At 72.5% G+C, this 17,324-nt stretch carries 12 protein-coding genes; 2 read left to right on the top strand and 10 right to left on the bottom strand.

All coding sequences use genetic code 11. From position 1 onward, the window contains the following. Nucleotides 1-30: 30 nt before the first annotated feature. Nucleotides 31-1,563, bottom strand: coding sequence for a M36 family metallopeptidase (locus V3N99_02130; GenBank protein ID MEO3935533.1), 1,533 nt, complete (start codon nucleotides 1,561-1,563; stop codon nucleotides 31-33). A gap of 364 nt (nucleotides 1,564-1,927) precedes the next feature. Here V3N99_02130 and V3N99_02125 point away from each other — a divergent pair, with 364 nt between their 5' ends. Then, entirely contained in the window at nucleotides 1,928-4,513 is a 2,586-nt protein-coding gene (locus V3N99_02125) for a DNA translocase FtsK 4TM domain-containing protein (GenBank protein ID MEO3935532.1), read from the top strand. Between the two features lie 454 nt (nucleotides 4,514-4,967). Here the strand turns inward: V3N99_02125 and V3N99_02120 are convergent, their stop codons facing one another. Next, nucleotides 4,968-5,246, bottom strand: coding sequence for a GlsB/YeaQ/YmgE family stress response membrane protein (locus tag V3N99_02120; protein ID MEO3935531.1), 279 nt, complete (start codon nucleotides 5,244-5,246; stop codon nucleotides 4,968-4,970). A 127-nt stretch (nucleotides 5,247-5,373) separates the two neighbouring features. On the opposite strand from V3N99_02120, the gene V3N99_02115 reads away from it, so the two are divergent. After that, the gene (locus V3N99_02115; GenBank protein ID MEO3935530.1) at nucleotides 5,374-6,033 is read left to right on the top strand and encodes a response regulator transcription factor; all 660 of its coding nucleotides are present in this window, start codon (nucleotides 5,374-5,376) and stop codon (nucleotides 6,031-6,033) included. 14 nt (nucleotides 6,034-6,047) lie between these two features. Here the strand turns inward: V3N99_02115 and V3N99_02110 are convergent, their stop codons facing one another. The 8 genes from V3N99_02110 to kdpA all read right to left on the bottom strand — a co-directional run bounded on the left by V3N99_02110 (nucleotide 6,048) and on the right by kdpA (nucleotide 17,204). Beyond that, entirely contained in the window at nucleotides 6,048-7,283 is a 1,236-nt protein-coding gene (locus tag V3N99_02110; protein MEO3935529.1) for an FAD-dependent oxidoreductase, read from the bottom strand. A gap of 62 nt (nucleotides 7,284-7,345) precedes the next feature. Continuing rightward, a complete protein-coding gene (locus V3N99_02105; GenBank protein MEO3935528.1) occupies nucleotides 7,346-7,918 on the bottom strand; it encodes a hypothetical protein in 573 nt (190 codons plus the stop codon). 62 nt (nucleotides 7,919-7,980) lie between these two features. Next, on the bottom strand, nucleotides 7,981-9,408 hold the full coding sequence (locus tag V3N99_02100; GenBank protein ID MEO3935527.1) for an alkaline phosphatase family protein: 1,428 nt from the start codon (nucleotides 9,406-9,408) through the stop codon (nucleotides 7,981-7,983). Nucleotides 9,409-9,619: 211 nt separating this feature from the next. After that, on the bottom strand, nucleotides 9,620-10,300 hold the full coding sequence (locus tag V3N99_02095) for a response regulator transcription factor (protein MEO3935526.1): 681 nt from the start codon (nucleotides 10,298-10,300) through the stop codon (nucleotides 9,620-9,622). Continuing rightward, complete coding sequence (locus V3N99_02090; GenBank protein ID MEO3935525.1) at nucleotides 10,297-12,828, bottom strand: ATP-binding protein; 2,532 nt, start codon at nucleotides 12,826-12,828, stop codon at nucleotides 10,297-10,299. Before V3N99_02090 ends, V3N99_02095 begins: the two co-directional genes overlap by 4 nt. 33 nt (nucleotides 12,829-12,861) lie before the next feature. Beyond that, the gene (kdpC, locus tag V3N99_02085) at nucleotides 12,862-13,443 is read right to left on the bottom strand and encodes a K(+)-transporting ATPase subunit C (GenBank protein MEO3935524.1); all 582 of its coding nucleotides are present in this window, start codon (nucleotides 13,441-13,443) and stop codon (nucleotides 12,862-12,864) included. 6 nt (nucleotides 13,444-13,449) lie between these two features. Next, nucleotides 13,450-15,561, bottom strand: a complete 2,112-nt coding sequence (gene kdpB, locus V3N99_02080) for a potassium-transporting ATPase subunit KdpB (GenBank protein MEO3935523.1) — start codon at nucleotides 15,559-15,561, stop codon at nucleotides 13,450-13,452. Then, on the bottom strand, nucleotides 15,558-17,204 hold the full coding sequence (gene kdpA / locus V3N99_02075; protein ID MEO3935522.1) for a potassium-transporting ATPase subunit KdpA: 1,647 nt from the start codon (nucleotides 17,202-17,204) through the stop codon (nucleotides 15,558-15,560). Before kdpA ends, kdpB begins: the two co-directional genes overlap by 4 nt. Between the last annotated feature and the right edge of the window lie 120 nt (nucleotides 17,205-17,324).

The following is a 17,324-nucleotide window of genomic DNA, read 5'->3' as shown; positions in this document are numbered from 1 at the left end:
AAGGGGCGACGCTCTCGGTATGCGAGACGGCTAGAGGATGCCGCGGGCCACGAAGGCCGCCTTGACCTGCCGTGAGGCGGCTGCCCCGTAGAGGGTCGTCGCCGTCGACACGGTCACCCGGGCGGCGGACGCGAAGCTCGTGCGCGGGGCGTAGCCGAACTGCGACTCCAGCACCAGGGTGGCGGCCTTCTCGCGACCGAGCGCCTGGGTGACGTCCCACAGCGCGTTCGACCAGATCTCGCCGTCGTCGTGCACCTCGCCGTCGAGGTCGGCGACGGTCTTGCCGGTGTCGGTGCGACGCAGGCAGTGCGGCACGGTCGTGGTGTAGCTGGTGGAGTCCCAGTCCATCACGCAGGGCGTGTCGAGGCCCTTGCCCAGCGGTTGGCCCATGGTGACGGCCCACCAGTCGCCGAACCCCTCACCGATGGCCCCGGCCTGCTCCGAGGCACCGAAGCCGGGCACCTGGGCGTCCTGGATCGCGTGACCGTACTCGTGCCACACGACCTCGAGGTCCTCGGCGTCGTCGACGCCACCAGTGCCGTAGGTGATCAGGTCAGCGCCGGGGGAGTAGAACGAGTTGTCGTCCGGGATCGTGTTGATGCTCAGCTTCTGGGCCTCGGCGTTGACGTCGGTGAACCCCAGTGAGCGGATGTAGGTCTGGGCGCGGTCGATCCCGTAGTAGGCGTTGGCCTGCTCGAAGCGGTCGTCGGCCCGGTTGTAGACGAAGGTGCGGTTGGCGCTCTGCGCGAGCCCACCGGCTGCGGACACCACCGTGGCCCAGCGACCGCTCAGACGGTCCCCCGGGAGCAGGTTGTGCAGGGTCACGCTGCGGTAGGCCGCCTGCGGCACCGCGGTGGCCGAGTCGTTGCGGTCCTTGAGCGTCTGCAGTCCGAGACCGACGACCGGGTTCGGGTCGAAGACCGTCGCCGTGCCCGTCACGGCGGCGGCCCGCGCCGAGGTCCCGCCGGACGCTCGCTCGTTCTTCGACAGGGCGCGGACCTCGCGGACCGCGCCCGTGGTCGCGTCGACGAGGGTGCGCGTCTCGCCGTCGGCGGCGGTGGTGACGACGCTCCACACGAGAGCGGGAGCGGCTCCACCGACCACCGAGAGGGTGGCGGTCGACGTGCCGGCGGCGGCAGGGAGGAGCGCCACGTCCTTGCGCGGTCGGGTCGAGAGCGACGGTGCCACGGCGGCCTTTCGGGCGCTCACGCCGGTCACGACGGCCGTCGCCGACGACAGGGTCGGGATCGTGCCGAGCGTGTCGGGCACGGCCAGCCGACCGTCGTCGACGCGGACGGCCCCGAGACGGTCGGTGTGGACGGCGTAGTAGCCCTCGAGCACCGGGAGCCCACGGTAGGTCTGGGCATACCAGGCGTGCGTGCCGAGGAGTGACGAGAGGGTGCGGACCGCGGTCAGTCCGGGCGGCACGGCGGCGGATGGTGCGGTGGTGCCGGTCGTGACAGCCGAGGCCACGAGGGGCGAGGTGCTCCCGACGAGGAGAGCGGCCCCGGCCGCCACGGCGACGGTGACGGCGAGTCGGCGGTGCGAGCGAGCCTGAGACACAGGGAGATCCTTTGCTGGGGGGTGCTACCAGAGATTAGAGGCCGCGGCGCCTCCGCAGGGCCCATCCGACAAACCTGTGGGCCCTGTGCTCGTGTCACGCGTGTGGTTCATGGGTCTGGTGGGACCGATGCCGTACGGTCTCAGCATGGCCACACGTCCGTCCTCCACGCCGCGCCCGGGCCCGGCCCGCGCGACACCGACGACGCGCCCCACGACCGCCCGCTCCGGCGGGACCGCACGGGCGGGGGGGACCGGACGGGCCGGCCAGTCGGGCTCGTCGGGCCGCGTCTCCGCCGCCCGCTCCCGCTCGGGTGCGCGCTCCGGCGGTCTTCCGTTGCCCCTGCGCGCGGTGCGCGGCACGTGGATGGGCGTCAGCCACCTGGCCGGCGGTGCCGTCCGCCGCATGGGCTCCTCCGCCCGCGACCTCGAGCCGGAGCACCGCCGCGACGGGGTGGGCTTCACCCTCCTCGCCCTCGCGGTCCTCGTCGCCGCCCGCGAGTGGTGGGGGGTCGAGGGCCCGGTCGGCACCGTGGTGCACGCCGTGGTCGCCGGCACCCTCGGACGGGTGGGCTACGCCGTGCCCCTCGTGCTGCTCGGCCTCGGCCTGCGGCTCCTGCGCACCCCGGGGGACTCCGCCGCGACCAACCGCATCATCGTCGGGCTCGGCGCCCTGACCTTCTCGGCCAGCGGCCTGGCCCACGTGGCCGACGGCATCCCCGTGCCCCCCGACGGGGCCCTGCCCATGCGGGCGGCCGGGGGCATCATCGGCTTCCTTGCGGCGAGCCCGCTCGCGTCGGCCGTGACCGTCTACGGCGCGGTCGTCATCCTCGCGCTCGTGGGGGTCTTCGGCCTGCTCGTGGTGACGGCGACGCCGGTGCGGGCCATCCCCGACCGCTTCCGCCAGCTGCACGACCGGGTCGTCGGCGAGCACCATGACGGCTTCCACGAGGAGCAGGAGCAGGAGCAGGAGCCGCGAGCCCGTCGGGGCGGCCGTCGCAGCCGTGACCCCGAGCACGAGCTCGACGAGCTGGGTGAGCGGGTGGGTGACGAGGCCTTCGAGCAGGCGGCCGTCGTCGGCGCGCCCAAGGGGGCCCGGAGCGGCCGTCGGCCGCGTCCCGGCGAGCGACGACCGGCCCACGACGACACGCAGCCGGTGGGTCCCGCCCCGGCGGCCGGGCCCACGCCACCGGTGGCTCGCGTCGCGGCCTCGGTGCCGGCGCCCACACCCGGGGGAGCGGCGGCTGTCGGCCCGCGGGAGATCCTGGTCCCGCCGCCGACCACGAGCCTGCCGGCCCGGGTCGAGCAGCTCCAGCTGTCGGGAGACATCACCTACACCCTGCCCGACCAGGCCCTGCTGGCCCCCGGCGCCCCGCACAAGACCCGCAGCGCCGCCAACGACAAGGTGGTCGACTCGCTGACGCAGGTCTTCGAGCAGTTCGAGATCGATGCCGCCGTCACCGGCTTCTCCCGCGGTCCCACGGTGACCCGCTACGAGGTCGAGCTCGGCCTCGGCACCAAGGTCGAGCGGGTCACCGCTCTCTCCAAGAACATCGCGTACGCCGTCGCCTCCGCCGACGTGCGCATCCTGAGCCCGATCCCCGGCAAGTCGGCCATCGGCATCGAGATCCCCAACACCGACCGCGAGACGGTCTCGCTCGGCGACGTGCTGCGCAGCCAGGTGGCACGCAGCAACGAGCACCCGATGGTCATGGGGGTCGGCAAGGACGTCGAGGGCGGCTACGTCATCGCCAACCTCGCCAAGATGCCGCACCTGCTCGTCGCCGGGGCGACCGGCGCGGGCAAGTCGTCGTTCGTCAACTCGATGATCACCTCGATCCTGATGCGGGCCACGCCCGACGAGGTGCGGATGGTGCTCGTCGACCCGAAGCGGGTCGAGCTCACGGCCTACGAGGGCATCCCGCACCTCATCACCCCGATCATCACCAACCCCAAGAAGGCGGCCGAGGCGCTGGCCTGGGTCGTGCGCGAGATGGACACGAGGTACGACGACCTCGCGGCATTCGGCTTCAAGCACGTCGACGACTTCAACAAGGCCGTCAAGTCGGGCAAGCTCAAGCCGCTGCCGGGGTCGGAGCGGGTGCTCACGCCCTACCCCTACCTGCTCGTCGTCGTCGACGAGCTCGCCGACCTGATGATGGTGGCGCCGCGCGACGTCGAGGAGTCGATCGTGCGGATCACCCAGCTCGCGCGCGCGGCGGGGATCCACCTCGTGCTGGCGACCCAGCGGCCCTCGGTCGACGTCGTCACCGGCCTGATCAAGGCCAACGTGCCGTCCCGTCTGGCCTTCGCCACCTCGTCCCTGGCCGACTCGCGGGTCGTGCTCGACCAGCCCGGCGCCGAGAAGCTCATCGGCCAGGGTGACGCGCTCTTCCTGCCCATGGGGTCGAGCAAGACCATGCGCGTGCAGGGGGCCTGGGTCACCGAGTCCGAGGTCAACGCGGTCGTCAAGATGGTGACCGAGCAGCTGAAGCCCAGCTACCGCGAGGACGTCACCGTCGTCGCCGCGAGCAAGCTGGTCGACGACGACATCGGCGACGACCTCGACGTGCTGCTGCAGGCCACCGAGCTCGTGGTCACGACGCAGTTCGGCTCGACGTCGATGCTGCAGCGCAAGCTGCGCGTCGGCTTCGCCAAGGCCGGGCGCCTGATGGACCTGCTCGAGTCGCGGGGCATCGTCGGCCCGTCCGAGGGCTCCAAGGCTCGTGACGTGCTGGTCAAGCCCGACGACCTGCCGGCCACGCTCGCGCTGCTGCGCGGAGACGACATCCCGATCGACCCGCCGCCGGTCGCCGCCGCGCTCCCGGGCGACGAGCCGCCGCCTCCGGCCCCGCGCTGGGAGACCAAGGACTCGCTCGCTCCCGAGGGCCACGCCGAAATCGACGGGGACGAGGGCTCCGAGGACGCCTGGAGCCTGACCGACCGCGACTGAGCGGAGACGGCGCGACGGCATGCTGGGGCCATGGCGTACGACCGTGAGCTCGCCTCCTTGGTCGGCGGCTCGATGGCCGTCGCGGCCGGCAACCTGGGCGGCCTGCTCCTGCGCTGCGACCCGGCACACCCAGGAGCTCGCGCGGGCCCCCGGCGTGGAGCGGTACGAGACGCGCGGCCGGAGCACGAACGGCTGGCTGCACGTGGCGCCGGAGGCGGTCGAGGACGACGTGGACCTCCGGCGGTGGGTCGCCATCGGACTCGACCACGCCGCGAGCCTGACATGCGGCTGAGGCCCCGCCCGCCATCTCCGGAGCGGGTGCTGCGCAGGCCGTGAGCACGGCACCCCGCGGCGCCCGGTCGATGCACCGGACCCACCCCCGAGCTGTGGATCCGGCGCACCGGCCGCGCGACGCGGGGTGCTGACTGCCGGGGACGGGCCCCGACGGGCGTGGTCAGGAGCGGACCGAGCGACGTCCTCCGACACGGGTCCACACCAGGAGCACGATGACCGCTCCGATGATGGAGCCGATGATCCCGGACGGCTGCAGGAAGCCGTCGGCGGCGTCCTTGTGGAAGAGCACGTAGCCGAGGAACCCGCCGACGAGCGAGCCGAGGATGCCGATGACGATGGTCATCGCGATCGACAGGTCCTGCTTGCCGGGCACGAGCAGGCGGGCGACGAAGCCCGCCACGAGGCCGACGACGAGGATGGTGAGGATGAGTCCGAGCATGGTGAGGTGACCTTTCGTCAGGTGACGGCGGTCGCGTCCCGGTGGGGGCACCTCGCGCCGTCGTCCTCGAGACAACCACCCCCTGGGGTGGGTCCACCACACCCCTGGGGGTGGTTAGAGTCCTCCTATGAGCCCCGCCCCGCTGACGATCGCGCTCGTCGACGACTACGACGTCGTGCTCAAGGGGGTCGCATCGATGCTCGACCCCTATCGGCACCGGGTGCTCGTGGCCGAGATCGACGCGACCACCGCCCTGCACGACGAGGTCGACATCGCGCTCTACGACTCGTTCGCACAGCCGGAGTCCGACCACCACGAGATCGGGGTGCTCGTCGACAACCCCGCCGCTCGCCGCGTGGTGGTCTACACCTGGAACTTCCACCCCGACCTGGTCGAGAACGCCCGCTCGCAGGGGGCGCACGGCTACCTCGCCAAGTCGCTCCCTGCGGCGCAGCTCGTCGAGGCCCTCGAGGCGGTGCACGCGGGGGAGCAGGTGGTCAGCGAGCCGCCCCGGCGCGCGGGCTCCGCCAACGGGCTCGACTGGCCCGGGCGCGGCGAGGGGCTCTCGGACCGGGAGGCCGAGATCCTCGCGCTCATCACCCAGGGGAAGAGCAACGCCGAGGTCGCGGCGCTGACCTTCCTCAGCCCCAACACCGTCAAGACCTACATCCGCACGGTCTACCGCAAGATCGGCGCGGGCAGCCGCACCCAGGCCGTGCTCTGGGGCGTGGCCCACGGCTTCACCCCCGACCACCACCGCATCGACCACTGGCGCGGCGGGCCCTGAGGGCGGGAGCCCGCTCAGGCGCCGAGCACCTGGGCGACTGCCCGGGCCGTACGCCGTCCCGACACCAGCGCCCCCTGGATCGAGGGGGTGTCGCGGTGGTCACCGCACACGAAGCGCCCGTCACCGAGGTCGACCGGCGCCCGTGCGTCCAGTGGCGGACCGGAGCGAGGCAGGGCCCGGGTCACGTCGTGGCGCACGAGCAGGTCCCAGCCGTCGGCGCCGACCTGCCACAGCCTCCCGCCCTCAGCCCGAGCGGCGCTGTCGGACAGTCCGGCTGCGGCCAGGGTCGTCACCTGCACGAGGTCGCGGCCGGCGGGGGCATAGCTCGGGGCGGCGGCCGAGACGACGGCCGTGTTGACGACCGGCCCGCGGTCGCCGTCGACGACCAGCAGCCGGTCGTGCGGCATGCCTGAGGGGGTGCTGAACCACCAGGTGACGAGGCCGCCCATGGGCGCCGCGTCGGGCAGCGCTCCCAGGTCGGCGGCGTCGTGCCCGTCGGTCGCGACCACCACGGCTCGAGCGCCGATCGACCCCGAGGCGGTGCGCACGGTGGCCCCGGTGGGTGCGGGGTCGATGCCCAGGACGCGCACCCCGGTCTCGGCGGGGCGCAGCAGGTGGGTGGCGAGCTGGGCGGGGAGCGCGCGCATCCCGTCGTGGGGCAGGGCGGGCGTGCCGAGCAGGAAGGAGCGGATCAGCAGGCGCACGAACGTCGCTGAGGTCTGGCCGGTGTCGTCGGCGAGCACCCCGGCGAGGAACGGCTCGAGCACGTGTCGGCGCAGCGGCCCGCGCACACCGGCGGCGTCGAGCGACTGGTCGAGCGTCAGGTCGTCGCCCCGCATCGTGCGCTTCGCGTCGACCAGCACCGGCGCCGCCCACCGGGCCAGGCCCGCGATCTCGCGCGGGTCGAGCAGGCGGCTGCGCAGGGTGGCCAGCAGCAGACCCGGCTCGCGACGCGGGTCGGCGAGCGTGACCGACCTGTCGCTTCGCCGCACCCGCACCCCGGCCGCGAAGGGCTGCAACCGCAGCGCGTCGACGTCGACCAGCCGACCCACGGCCGGGTAGGCGGGGTTGAGCAGCTGAAAGCCGACGTCGCACAGGTGCCCGTCGACCACCTCGGTGCGGACCCGGCCCCCGACCTCGTCGGCCGCCTCCAGCAGCCGCACGTCGAGACCGCGCCGCTGGAGCGTCGCCGCACAGACCAGTCCCGCCAGCCCGGCGCCCACCACGACCACGTCCGCCCGCTGCACCATGCCCTTAGGCTCTCACCCGGCACCGGGAGGGGCGCGCGTGGCCCCGCACGGGGCCGGCCCCGTCAGTCCAGCTCGATGGTGAAATCCCACACGGCCATCACGTGACCACCCGGCGCCCAGGTCAGCTGCGCCGAGCCGCTGCGGAAGACGCCGGAGACCTCGAGCTGCCCCGTCGACCCAGCGGCCACCCGGCGCGAGGCCGGGCCGAGCGGGGTGAGCCGGATGGAGGCTCCCGAGTCGTCGCGACAGCTCAGGTCCGACGCGGACAGGACCGTCGTGCCGGTCTCACCTCGGGCGGAGACGGTCATCGTGGCCTTCGTGCGTGGGGGCGGCTGCCCCGGGGTGGGGACCACCACGCCCTGGTGGTCCTGCCGTGGCCCGTTGGCGGTGACCGTCGCGCGGGAGCCGTCGGCCAGGACGACGAGCACCGGCTCACCCATCGCCAGCAGCTGCAGCCTCGCGCCCGACGCGGTGGGCACGGGCGGGGTGGGGGGTGGGGTGGGGATGGGCACCGCCCCGAGCGCCGCGACGTCGAGGTCGTCCGTCGTCGAGGTGGCCCCCGGGGTGGCGCCGGTGCTGCCGCCGGTGCAGGCGGCTGCGCCGAGGCCGAGAGCCAGGGCCAGGGGAAGGGCCACCGCCGCCCGCCGGCCCCGGGCGCGCAGGCGCCCGGGGCCGAGCAGGACGGCGTGGTAACCGGTCAGCGCGACACCACCGGGACCGGCGCACGCCGGACGACGGCCTGCGGCAGGTCGGCCGCCCGGGCCGTGGCCGGGTAGACCGAGCTGCCCGACGGGGCCGCCTGGAGGGCTCTCCCCGGGTGGTTGTTGTAGACGTCCGCCCCGAAGGGTCGCAGGCCGTCCGCGCCGGCGTAGCCCAGGTGGCCCTGTCCGTCGCTCCCGCCCTCGGTCACCCCGTAGAGGTCCTCCATGCTGCGCAACCAGCTGTAGTGGTTGTACGGCTGGTCCGACACCGAGCCGGGAGTGATGAAGCGGCTGATGAACACCGCCCCCGTGACGCCCCCGCCGGGAGTCGTGTCCTGGTTGAAGGCCTGGAAGCCCGGCTGGCTCGTGTTGGGGCCGGGGAGCTCGTTGCAGCAGGCGACGACCGACTGGGCGGTGTTGGCCTCGGCCTGGACCGAGCCACCCGTGGCGGAGTCCGTGCCGAGCCGGGCGTCACCGGCGTAAGTTAGGTCCGCGATGGAATTGTTGTACATCTTGTAGGGCGGGAAGGCCTCGTCGAAGAGCACCTGGATCATCCCGTCCTCCTGGAAGGCTGGGGAGGCCATGATCGTGGGAATCCACTTCTCCAGGAAGCGGTCTGCGGCGTAGAGGCCGCCCTGGTGGTTGGTCGGGTCGCCCGACAGGTTGTCGCCCACGCAGGTCGCGTCGTGGGCGTCCGAGCAGTTGTTGGGTGAGATCCACGAGTACGACGGCGTCGTGCTGACGGACTCGAGGTCCTTCGCCATGCTGGGGATGGCGGCGTGCCCCGGGGTGGCGGGGTAACCGTCGAGGGGGACGACGTTCTGACAGTCCTTGTGCGAGTCGATCAGCGAGTGGAACCAGGGTGCCGGGTTGTGCTTCGGCACGTACTGGTCGGTGGGCGTGGCGCCCCCCGGGTCGGGCACGCCGGCGCCGGCGGGGTTGCCCGGGATCCCGCACTGGTAGACCTGCTCGCGGGCGGGGTCGTTGCCCATGTCCTGGGCGTAGATCTTCCAGCTCTTCCCGACGCTGTCCAGCTGGTCGAACAGCGTCTTGGTCTGGCGCGGGTAGACGCAGCCGGAGGAGGCGAACGTCTGCCCGTCGGGGGCCGGGAGCCCCGGGGCCACGTTGACGTACTGCGGGCAGTCGGCCTGGTTGGACGGGGTCGGAGACTGCCCGGAGACGAGGCTGATGTAGTTGTCGAGGGAGTAGTGGCCAGTCCCGTAGTACTGCTGCAGAAGCTCGCCATAGGACGGGAGGGTCTTCCACAGGTAGTCGTTCTGGTTGAGGCCCGTGAAGGTCGCCTCGTAGGACTTGTTCTCGAGGATGATCGTCCAGACATGGCCGATCTTCGGCAGTCGGGGCGAGGAGCCCTGACCGCGCGCGCTGGCCGAGGCCAGCGAGGCAGCACACAGGAGGACGGCCACGGCGGTGGTGATCAGCGCTCGGTGGCGACCTCGCCAGAGAATCCCAGAATTCATTCGTCTCTCCGATCACAGCCGCCTGACACCAAGCGGTTGACAGACACACAGGTGGACGGCAGAAGATTGCCCGGGACAACTGGGGGGAGCCTGGGAGCACGCTGACCACGAGGCGGCATCCAGGTGAACAGTGCGTGGACGACCCCCTCGGGGCCGCTCAGGGGTGCAGGCGGTAGCCGATCCCGGGCTCGGTGAGCAGGTGCACCGGGCTGCCCGGGTCGGGCTCGAGCTTGCGGCGCAGCTGGTTGGCGTAGACCCGCAGGTAGTTCAGCTCCCGCCCGTAGGCCGGCCCCCACGCCGCGCGCAGCAGCTCGGCGTGCGTGACCAGGTGCCCGGGCTGGCGGGCCAGTGGCTCGAGCAGGCGCCACTCGGTGGGGGTGAGCCGCACCTCGGCCCCTCCGGGCCCGGTGGCGCGCCGTTCACCGAAGTCGAGCACGAAGTCGGCGGAGGTCACCACGAAGGACTCGTGCTCGTCGGCCGAGCCGCGGCGGATGGCGGCCCGCACCCGGGCGAGCAGCTCGTCCATTCCGAAGGGCTTGGTGACGTAGTCGTCGGCGCCGGCGTCGAGGGCCTCGACCTTGTCGTCGGACTCGTGCCTCGCCGAGAGCACGATGACCGGCACCCGCGAGGTGCGGCGCAGCCGACGCAGCACCTCGACGCCGTCGAGGTCAGGCAGCCCGAGGTCGAGCACGATGATGTCGGGCGCGCGCTCGGCCACGACCTGCAGGGCTGACCGGCCGTCGGCGGCCGTCTCGACCTCGTAGTCGCGGGCCCGCAGGTTGATCGTGAGGGTGCGGCGGATGAGGGGCTCGTCGTCGACGACGAGGACGAAGGTCACGGGCTCGATCCTCGCACCGCCCCGGCCGGCTCGGCAGGGGCGGTGGCGAGCTCGAGCACCACTGTCAGGCCGCCCCCGGGGGTGTCCTCCGCCCAGACCCGACCGTCCATCAGCTCGGCGAGACCGCGGGCGACGGCCAGCCCCAGCCCGACTCCGTCGCCGCGTGGGGCGTCGCCCTCGCGCTGGAAGGGCGCGAAGATGCGCTCCTTCGCGTCCTCGGCGACCCCCGGTCCGCGGTCGACGACCCGCACCTGCACCCGGTCGCCCAGCCGACCCGACTGGACCAGCACCTCCCGGCGGCCGGGGGAGTGGCGCACGGCGTTCTCGAGGACGTTCGCCAGCACCCGGTCGAGCAGCCCGGCGTCGGCGACGACGGCCTCGGCTCCCGCGTCGAGCTGCAGACGCACCCGGCCGGGGTCGCTGAGCCCGGCGTCGACGGTGCGCACGGCCGGGGCGACGGGCACCGGCTCGAGGTGGGGGGTGATGGCCCCCGTCTGCAGCCGCGACATGTCGAGGAGGTTGCCGATGAGCACGTCGAGCCGGTCGGCCGACTCCTCGACCGTGCGCAGCAGCTCGGCCTCGTCCTCGGGCGAGAAGGTGACGTCGTCCTGGCGCAGGCTCGAGACGGCCGCCTTGATGCCGGCGAGGGGCGTCCGCAGGTCGTGCGACACCGCCGCCAGCAGGGCGGTGCGGGCCCGCCCCTCACGGGCCAGACCCTTGGCCTGACCCGCCTCGGCGAGCAGTCGTCGCCGGGTCAGCACGGAGGCGGCGTGGGTGGCGAAGGCCGACACGAGGCCCTGCTCGTCGGCGGGCAGCACCGGCCCGAGCAGCACCAGGTCGGTGGTCTCGTCGACGGTGGCGCGCACGGCCGCGGCCCCGATGCCGTCGACGGTGAACTCGCCGGTCTGGCCCACGACCTGCCAGGGCTCGCGCACGCCCTCGCGGGTCACGAGGGCCGCCCCGCGCATCGCGAAGGTGGTCAGGGCCTCGTCGAGCAGCGCCGTCACCGGGTCGGAGGCGCTGATGAGCGAGCTCGCGAGCGTGGCCAGGGTGCGCGACTCGTGCTGCGCCTCCACCGCCTGCCGGGTACGCCGGGCCGCGAGGTGCACGACCGACGCCACCGAGACGGCGACGACCACGAAGACCAGCAGGGCGAGGGCGTTCTGCGGGCTGCTGATGGTGAGGGTGCCCACGGGGTCGGTGAAGAACCAGTTGATGACCAGCGACGACCCGATGGCGCACACGACCGACGGCCAGACCCCGCCGAGCAGGGCGCACCCGACGGTGAGCGCCAGGTAGAGCAGCACCTCGAGCGGCAGGTCGTGGGCCCCTCTGGTCGGCACGAGCAGGAGGCTGAGGGCCACGACACCCAGCACGGCCAGCAACCAGCCGCCGAAGCGGCGGCGGCGGCTGAGCGAGCGGGGGCCCGGACGACGCCTCGACACCGCCACCGCGCGATGGCCGACGAGGTGGACGTCGATGTCGCCCGCCCCGGCCGCCACGGCCTCGCCGATGCCGCGCGAGAAGCGCCCCCGCAGGGCGCCGTGCCGGGAGGTGCCGATCACGATCTGCGTGGCGTTGACCCCGCGGGCGAAGTCGAGGATGGCTTCGCCGACGTCGTCGCCGGCGACGGCGTGGAAGGTGCCGCCGAGCTCCTTGACCAGCCGGCGCTGCGCGGCGATCACCTCGGGGGCGTCGTCGACCAGTCCGTCGCTCTGCCCCACGTGACAGGCCAGCAGCTCGCTGCCGGCCCCGCGCGAGGCGATCTGGGCGGCCCGCCGCAGCACGGTCTCGCCCTCGGTCCCCCCGGTGAGCGCGACGACCACCCGCTCGCGGGTGGCCCAGGTGGCCGAGATGTCGTGGCTGGCGCGGTAGCGCTCGAGGGTCTCGTCGACCCGGTCGGCCAGCCACAGCAGGGCGAGCTCGCGCAGGGCCGAGAGGTTGCCCGGCCGGAAGTAGTTGGCGAGGGCGGCGTCGATCTTCTCGGCGGCGTAGACGTTGCCGTGGGCCATCCGCCGGCGCAGCGACTCGGGTGACATGTCGACGAGCTCGATCTGGTCAGCCGCCGACCGCACGACGTCGTCCGGCACGGTCTCGCGCTGCGTGATGCCGGTGATCGACTCGACGACGTCGTTGAGCGACTCGAGGTGCTGGATGTTGACCGTGGAGACGACGTCGATGCCGGCCGCCAGCAGCTCCTCGATGTCCTCCCAGCGCTTGGTGTTGCGTGAGCCCGGCACGTTGGTGTGGGCGAGCTCGTCGACGAGCGCGAGGTCGGGCCTGCGGGACAGCAGGGCGTCGAGGTCCATCTCCTCGAGCACCGCGCCCCGGTGCTCGATCCGGAGGCGGGGCACCACGGGCAGGCCCTCGAGCTGGGCCCCCGTGAAGGGGCGCCCGTGGGTCTCGACGAGCCCGACCACGACGTCGGCCCCCCGCTCCGCCCGGCGATGGGCCTCGGAGAGCATGGCGACGGTCTTGCCCACCCCGGGGGCCGCCCCGAGGTAGATCCGCAGCTGACCGCGCGCCATGCCCTCATCCTGCCTGTTGGAGGTGCAGCCGGGTCAGGACAGTCCGGCGAGGGCCAGGTTGAGCTCCGTGGTGTTGACCCGGGGCTCACCCAGGAACCCGAGCAGCCGACCCTTGGTGTGGTCCTGGACCAGCTCGAGCACCCGCTGCTGCGGGAGTCCCCGGGCCGAGGCGATGCGGCCCACCTGGAGCAGGGCGTACTCCGGCGAGATGTCGGGGTCGAGACCGCTGGCCGAGGCCGTCAGCGCGTCGGGCGGGAGCACGGCAGGCGCGTCCGGGTTGGCCGAGCGGACCGCGTCGCCGTTGTCCGTGACCGCCTTGGCCAGGTCGGCGGCGGCGGCCCCGAGGTTGCTGCCGCCGCTCGCGTTGCCGGCGTAGTCGCTGGCCGACGGCCGGGCGAGGAACCACCTGGCTTCCTGGCCCGTGGCGACGGTCTGGCCGAGGCTCGAGGAGCCCACGGTGGTGCCGTCGCGGCTGACGAGGGAACCGTTGGCGGCTCCGTGGTCGACCACCTGGCCGACGCCGAGGACCACGAGGGGGTAGACGATCCCGGTGAGCACCGTGAGCGCGAGCAGCATCCGCAGGGCTGCCCCGAGCTGGCGGGGGAGGGCGAGCATGTCAGATCACTTCGTTCCGGTCGAGGGCAGGAGCAGCGAGACCACGAGGTCGATCACCTTGATTCCGATGAACGGGGTGACCACCCCCCCGAGGCCGTAGACGAGCAGGTTGCGGCGCAGCATCGACGCGGCCGACGCGGGCCGGTAGCGCACCCCGCGCAGGGCCAGCGGGATGAGCACGACGATGACGAGCGCGTTGAAGATGACCGCCGACAGGATCGCCGAGTCCGGTGTGGCCAGGCGCATGACGTTGAGCGTCTGCAGACCGGGGAACAGCCCGGTGAACATCGCCGGGATGATCGCGAAGTACTTCGCGACGTCGTTGGCGATCGAGAAGGTCGTGAGGGCGCCGCGGGTGATGAGCAGCTGCTTGCCGATGGCGACGATCTCGATGAGCTTGGTCGGGTCGGAGTCGAGGTCGACCATGTTGCCGGCCTCCTTCGCCGCCGACGTGCCCGTGTTCATCGCGACACCCACGTCGGCCTGGGCCAGCGCCGGGGCGTCGTTGGTGCCGTCACCGGTCATCGCGACGAGCCGGCCGCCCTCCTGCTCCTTGCGGATCAGGGCCATCTTGTCCTCGGGGGTGGCCTCGGCGAGGAAGTCGTCGACACCGGCCTCCTGCGCGATGGCGGCCGCGGTGAGTGGGTTGTCGCCCGTGATCATCACGGTGCGGATGCCCATGGCCCGCAGCTGGTTGAAGCGCTCGGTCATGCCGGGCTTGACCACGTCCTTGAGGTGGATGACACCGAGAACCGTTGCGCCAGAGCCACCCTGGGCGCGGGCGACGACGAGCGGGGTGCCACCGGAGGTCGAGATGCCGTTGACGACCTGCGTGAGGTCGGGGGGCTCCGTCCCGCCGTTGGCGACGACCCAGGCGGCGACCTGGCTGCCCGCGCCCTTGCGCACCTGCTCACCCGAGGGGAGGTCGACCCCCGACATGCGGGTCTGCGCGGTGAACTCCACGAAGGTCGCGCCGTCGGCCTGCAGGCTGGACGGCGTGCGCCCGGCGGGGGCCGAGGGGTAGCCCCCGATCGCCAGCTCGACCACCGAGCGCCCTTCGGGCGTCTCGTCAGCGAGGCTGCTGAGGTATGCGGCAGCCGCGAGGTCGACGTCGGTCGTGCCGCCGACGGGCACGAACTGCGTGGCCCGGCGGTTGCCGAGGGTGATGGTGCCGGTCTTGTCGAGCAGCAGCGTCGACACGTCGCCGGCGGCCTCGACCGCGCGGCCCGACATGGCGAGCACGTTGCGCTGCACGAGACGGTCCATTCCCGCGATGCCGATCGCCGAGAGCAGCGCGCCGATGGTCGTGGGGATCAGGCACACGAGCAGGGCCACCAGGACGACCACCGTCTGGCTCTCGCCCGAGTAGGCGGCCATCGGCTGCAGGGCGACCACGACGAGCAGGAAGATGATCGTCAGCGTCGCGAGCAGGATGTTGAGGGCGATCTCGTTGGGTGTCTTCTGCCGGGCGGCACCCTCGACGAGGGCGATCATCCGGTCGATGAAGGTCTCTCCGGGCCTGGTCGTGATCTTGACGACCACCCGGTCGGACAGCACGGTCGTGCCACCGGTGACGGCGCAGCGGTCGCCACCGGACTCAAGGACGACCGGAGCCGACTCGCCGGTGATGGCCGACTCGTCGACGGTGGCGACACCCTCGACGACGTCGCCGTCACCGGGGATCACCTGACCGGCCTCGACGACGATGAGGTCGCCGATGCTCAGGGTCGCGCCCGAGACCTCCTCCTCGGTCCCGCCGTCGGAGGTCAGACGTCGGGCCATCGTGTCGGTGCGGGCGGCCCGCAGGGTCGCGGCCTGGGCCTTGCCGCGGCCCTCGGCCACGGCCTCGGCCGTGTTGGCGAAGACCACGGTGACCCACAGCCAGATGGCGATGCCGACCGAGAAGGTCGACGGGGTGATGGCGGCGAGCACGGTGGTGAGCACCGAGCCGACCCACACGACGAAGATCACCGGGCTGCGGACGACGTGCCGGGGGTCGAGCTTGGCGAGGGCCTGTGGCAGGGCCGCGAGGAGCGAGGCGACGCTCAGGCCGGTCCCGCCCCTCGGCGTCACGCTGGTGTCCGAGGCGGGGCGGGGACGGGTGGTGGTGGCGGTCATGACAGTGCCTCCGCGATGGGACCGAGGGCGAGCGTAGGGAAGTAGGTGAGCCCGGTGACGATGAGCGCGACGCCGACCAGGAGGGTGACGAACAGGGGGGTGTGCGTGGGCATCGTGCCGGCCGTTGCCGGCCGCTTCTTCTGGACCACGACCCGACCGGCCAGGGCCAGCACCAGCATCATCGGCACGAAGCGACCGAGGGCCATGCCCAGCGCCAGGGTGAGGTTGAGGTAGGGCTGGTCGGCCGTGAGCCCGGCGAAGGCGCTGCCGTTGTTGTTGGCGGCCGACGTGAAGGCGTAGATGATCTCGGAGAGCCCGTGGGTCCCTGAGTTGAGCAGGCCCGCCTTCGCGACGGGCAGGCTGATGGCCAGCCCGCCCAGCACGAGCACGAGGGCCGGGGTGACCAGCGTGTAGAGGGCCGCGAGCGTGATCTCGTGCCGACCGACCGTCTTGCCGAGCAGCTCTGGCGTGCGACCGACCATGAGACCGGCGATGAAGACCGTGATGACGGCGACGACGAGCGCGCCGTACAGGCCCGAGCCCGTGCCGCCCGGCGAGATCTCGCCGAGCATCATGTTGAGCAGCAGGACGGCGCCACCGGCGCCGCTGTAGCTGTCGTGGAGCGAGTTGACGGCGCCCGTCGAGGTCGAGGTGGTGGACGAGGCGAACAGCGCGGAGGCCCAGACCCCGAACCGCGTCTCCTTGCCCTCCATCGAGCCGGTGAGCCCCGACCCGGCCGCGACCTCGGCCCACGTGGTGAGCGCGACGCCGGCCCCCCACAGCAGGCCCATGAAACCGAGGATCGACCAGCCCTGACGGCGGTCGCGGACCATCACGCCATACATCCGGGGGAGGCTGAGGGGGATGACCAGCAGCAAGAAGATCTCGATGAGGTTGGTGAGGGGGTTGGGGTTCTCGAAGGGGTGCGCCGAGTTGGCGTTGAAGAAGCCGCCACCGTTGGTGCCGAGCTCCTTGATCGCCTCCTGCGAGGCGACCAGCCCGCCGGGGATGGACTGCGAGCCACCGGTGACCCCGGTGACCTCGAGCGGCGAGGCGAGGTTCTGGATCACCCCACCCACGACCAGCAGCACGGCCGCGACCAGGGCGATGGGCAGCAGCACGCGCACGATGGTGCGGACCAGGTCGACCCAGAAGTTGCCGATGAGCGAGGTCTCGTGGCGGGCGAAGGCGCGCACCAGGGCCACGACGACGGCGATGCCGACCGCTGCGGAGACGAAGTTCTGCACGGTCAGGCCCAGGGCCTGGACCGCGATGGAGGTGCCGGACTCACCGGCATACGACTGCCAGTCGGTGTTGGTGACGAAGGAGATCGCGGTGTTGACCGCGGTGTCGACGTGCATGGTCTCGCCGTGGTGGAAGGGCAGGATCCCCTGCGCCACGATGACGAGGAAGAGGAGCACCACGCTGAGCAGCGACAGGGCGCCGACGGAGCCGGCGTAGACCTTCCAGCTCTGCTCCTTGTCGGGGTCGACCCCGCAGGCGCGGTAGAGCAGCCGCTCGGCGCCGAGGTGCCGGTCGGTGGTGAAGACGTGCGCCAGGTGGTTGCCGAGCGGCACGTGGGTGACGGCGAGCAGGGCGAGCAGGACGCCGATGGTCAGCAGACCCGAGACGGTGTCGCTCATGCCGCCCACCTAGAACCGGTCCGGTTTGACGAGGGCGTACACGAGGTAGGCGATGAGGGCCAGGGCGATGATCCCGGCGACGATGTTGTCGATCACGCGTCGAAGTCAACGGCAGGGCCG

The sequence above is a fragment of the Dermatophilaceae bacterium Soc4.6 genome (genome assembly GCA_039889245.1).
Classification (GTDB): Bacteria; Actinomycetota; Actinomycetes; order Actinomycetales; family Dermatophilaceae; genus Lapillicoccus.
The sequence above is the reverse complement of the archived record's forward strand: the minus strand, read 5'-3'. Positions and strand labels throughout refer to the sequence as shown.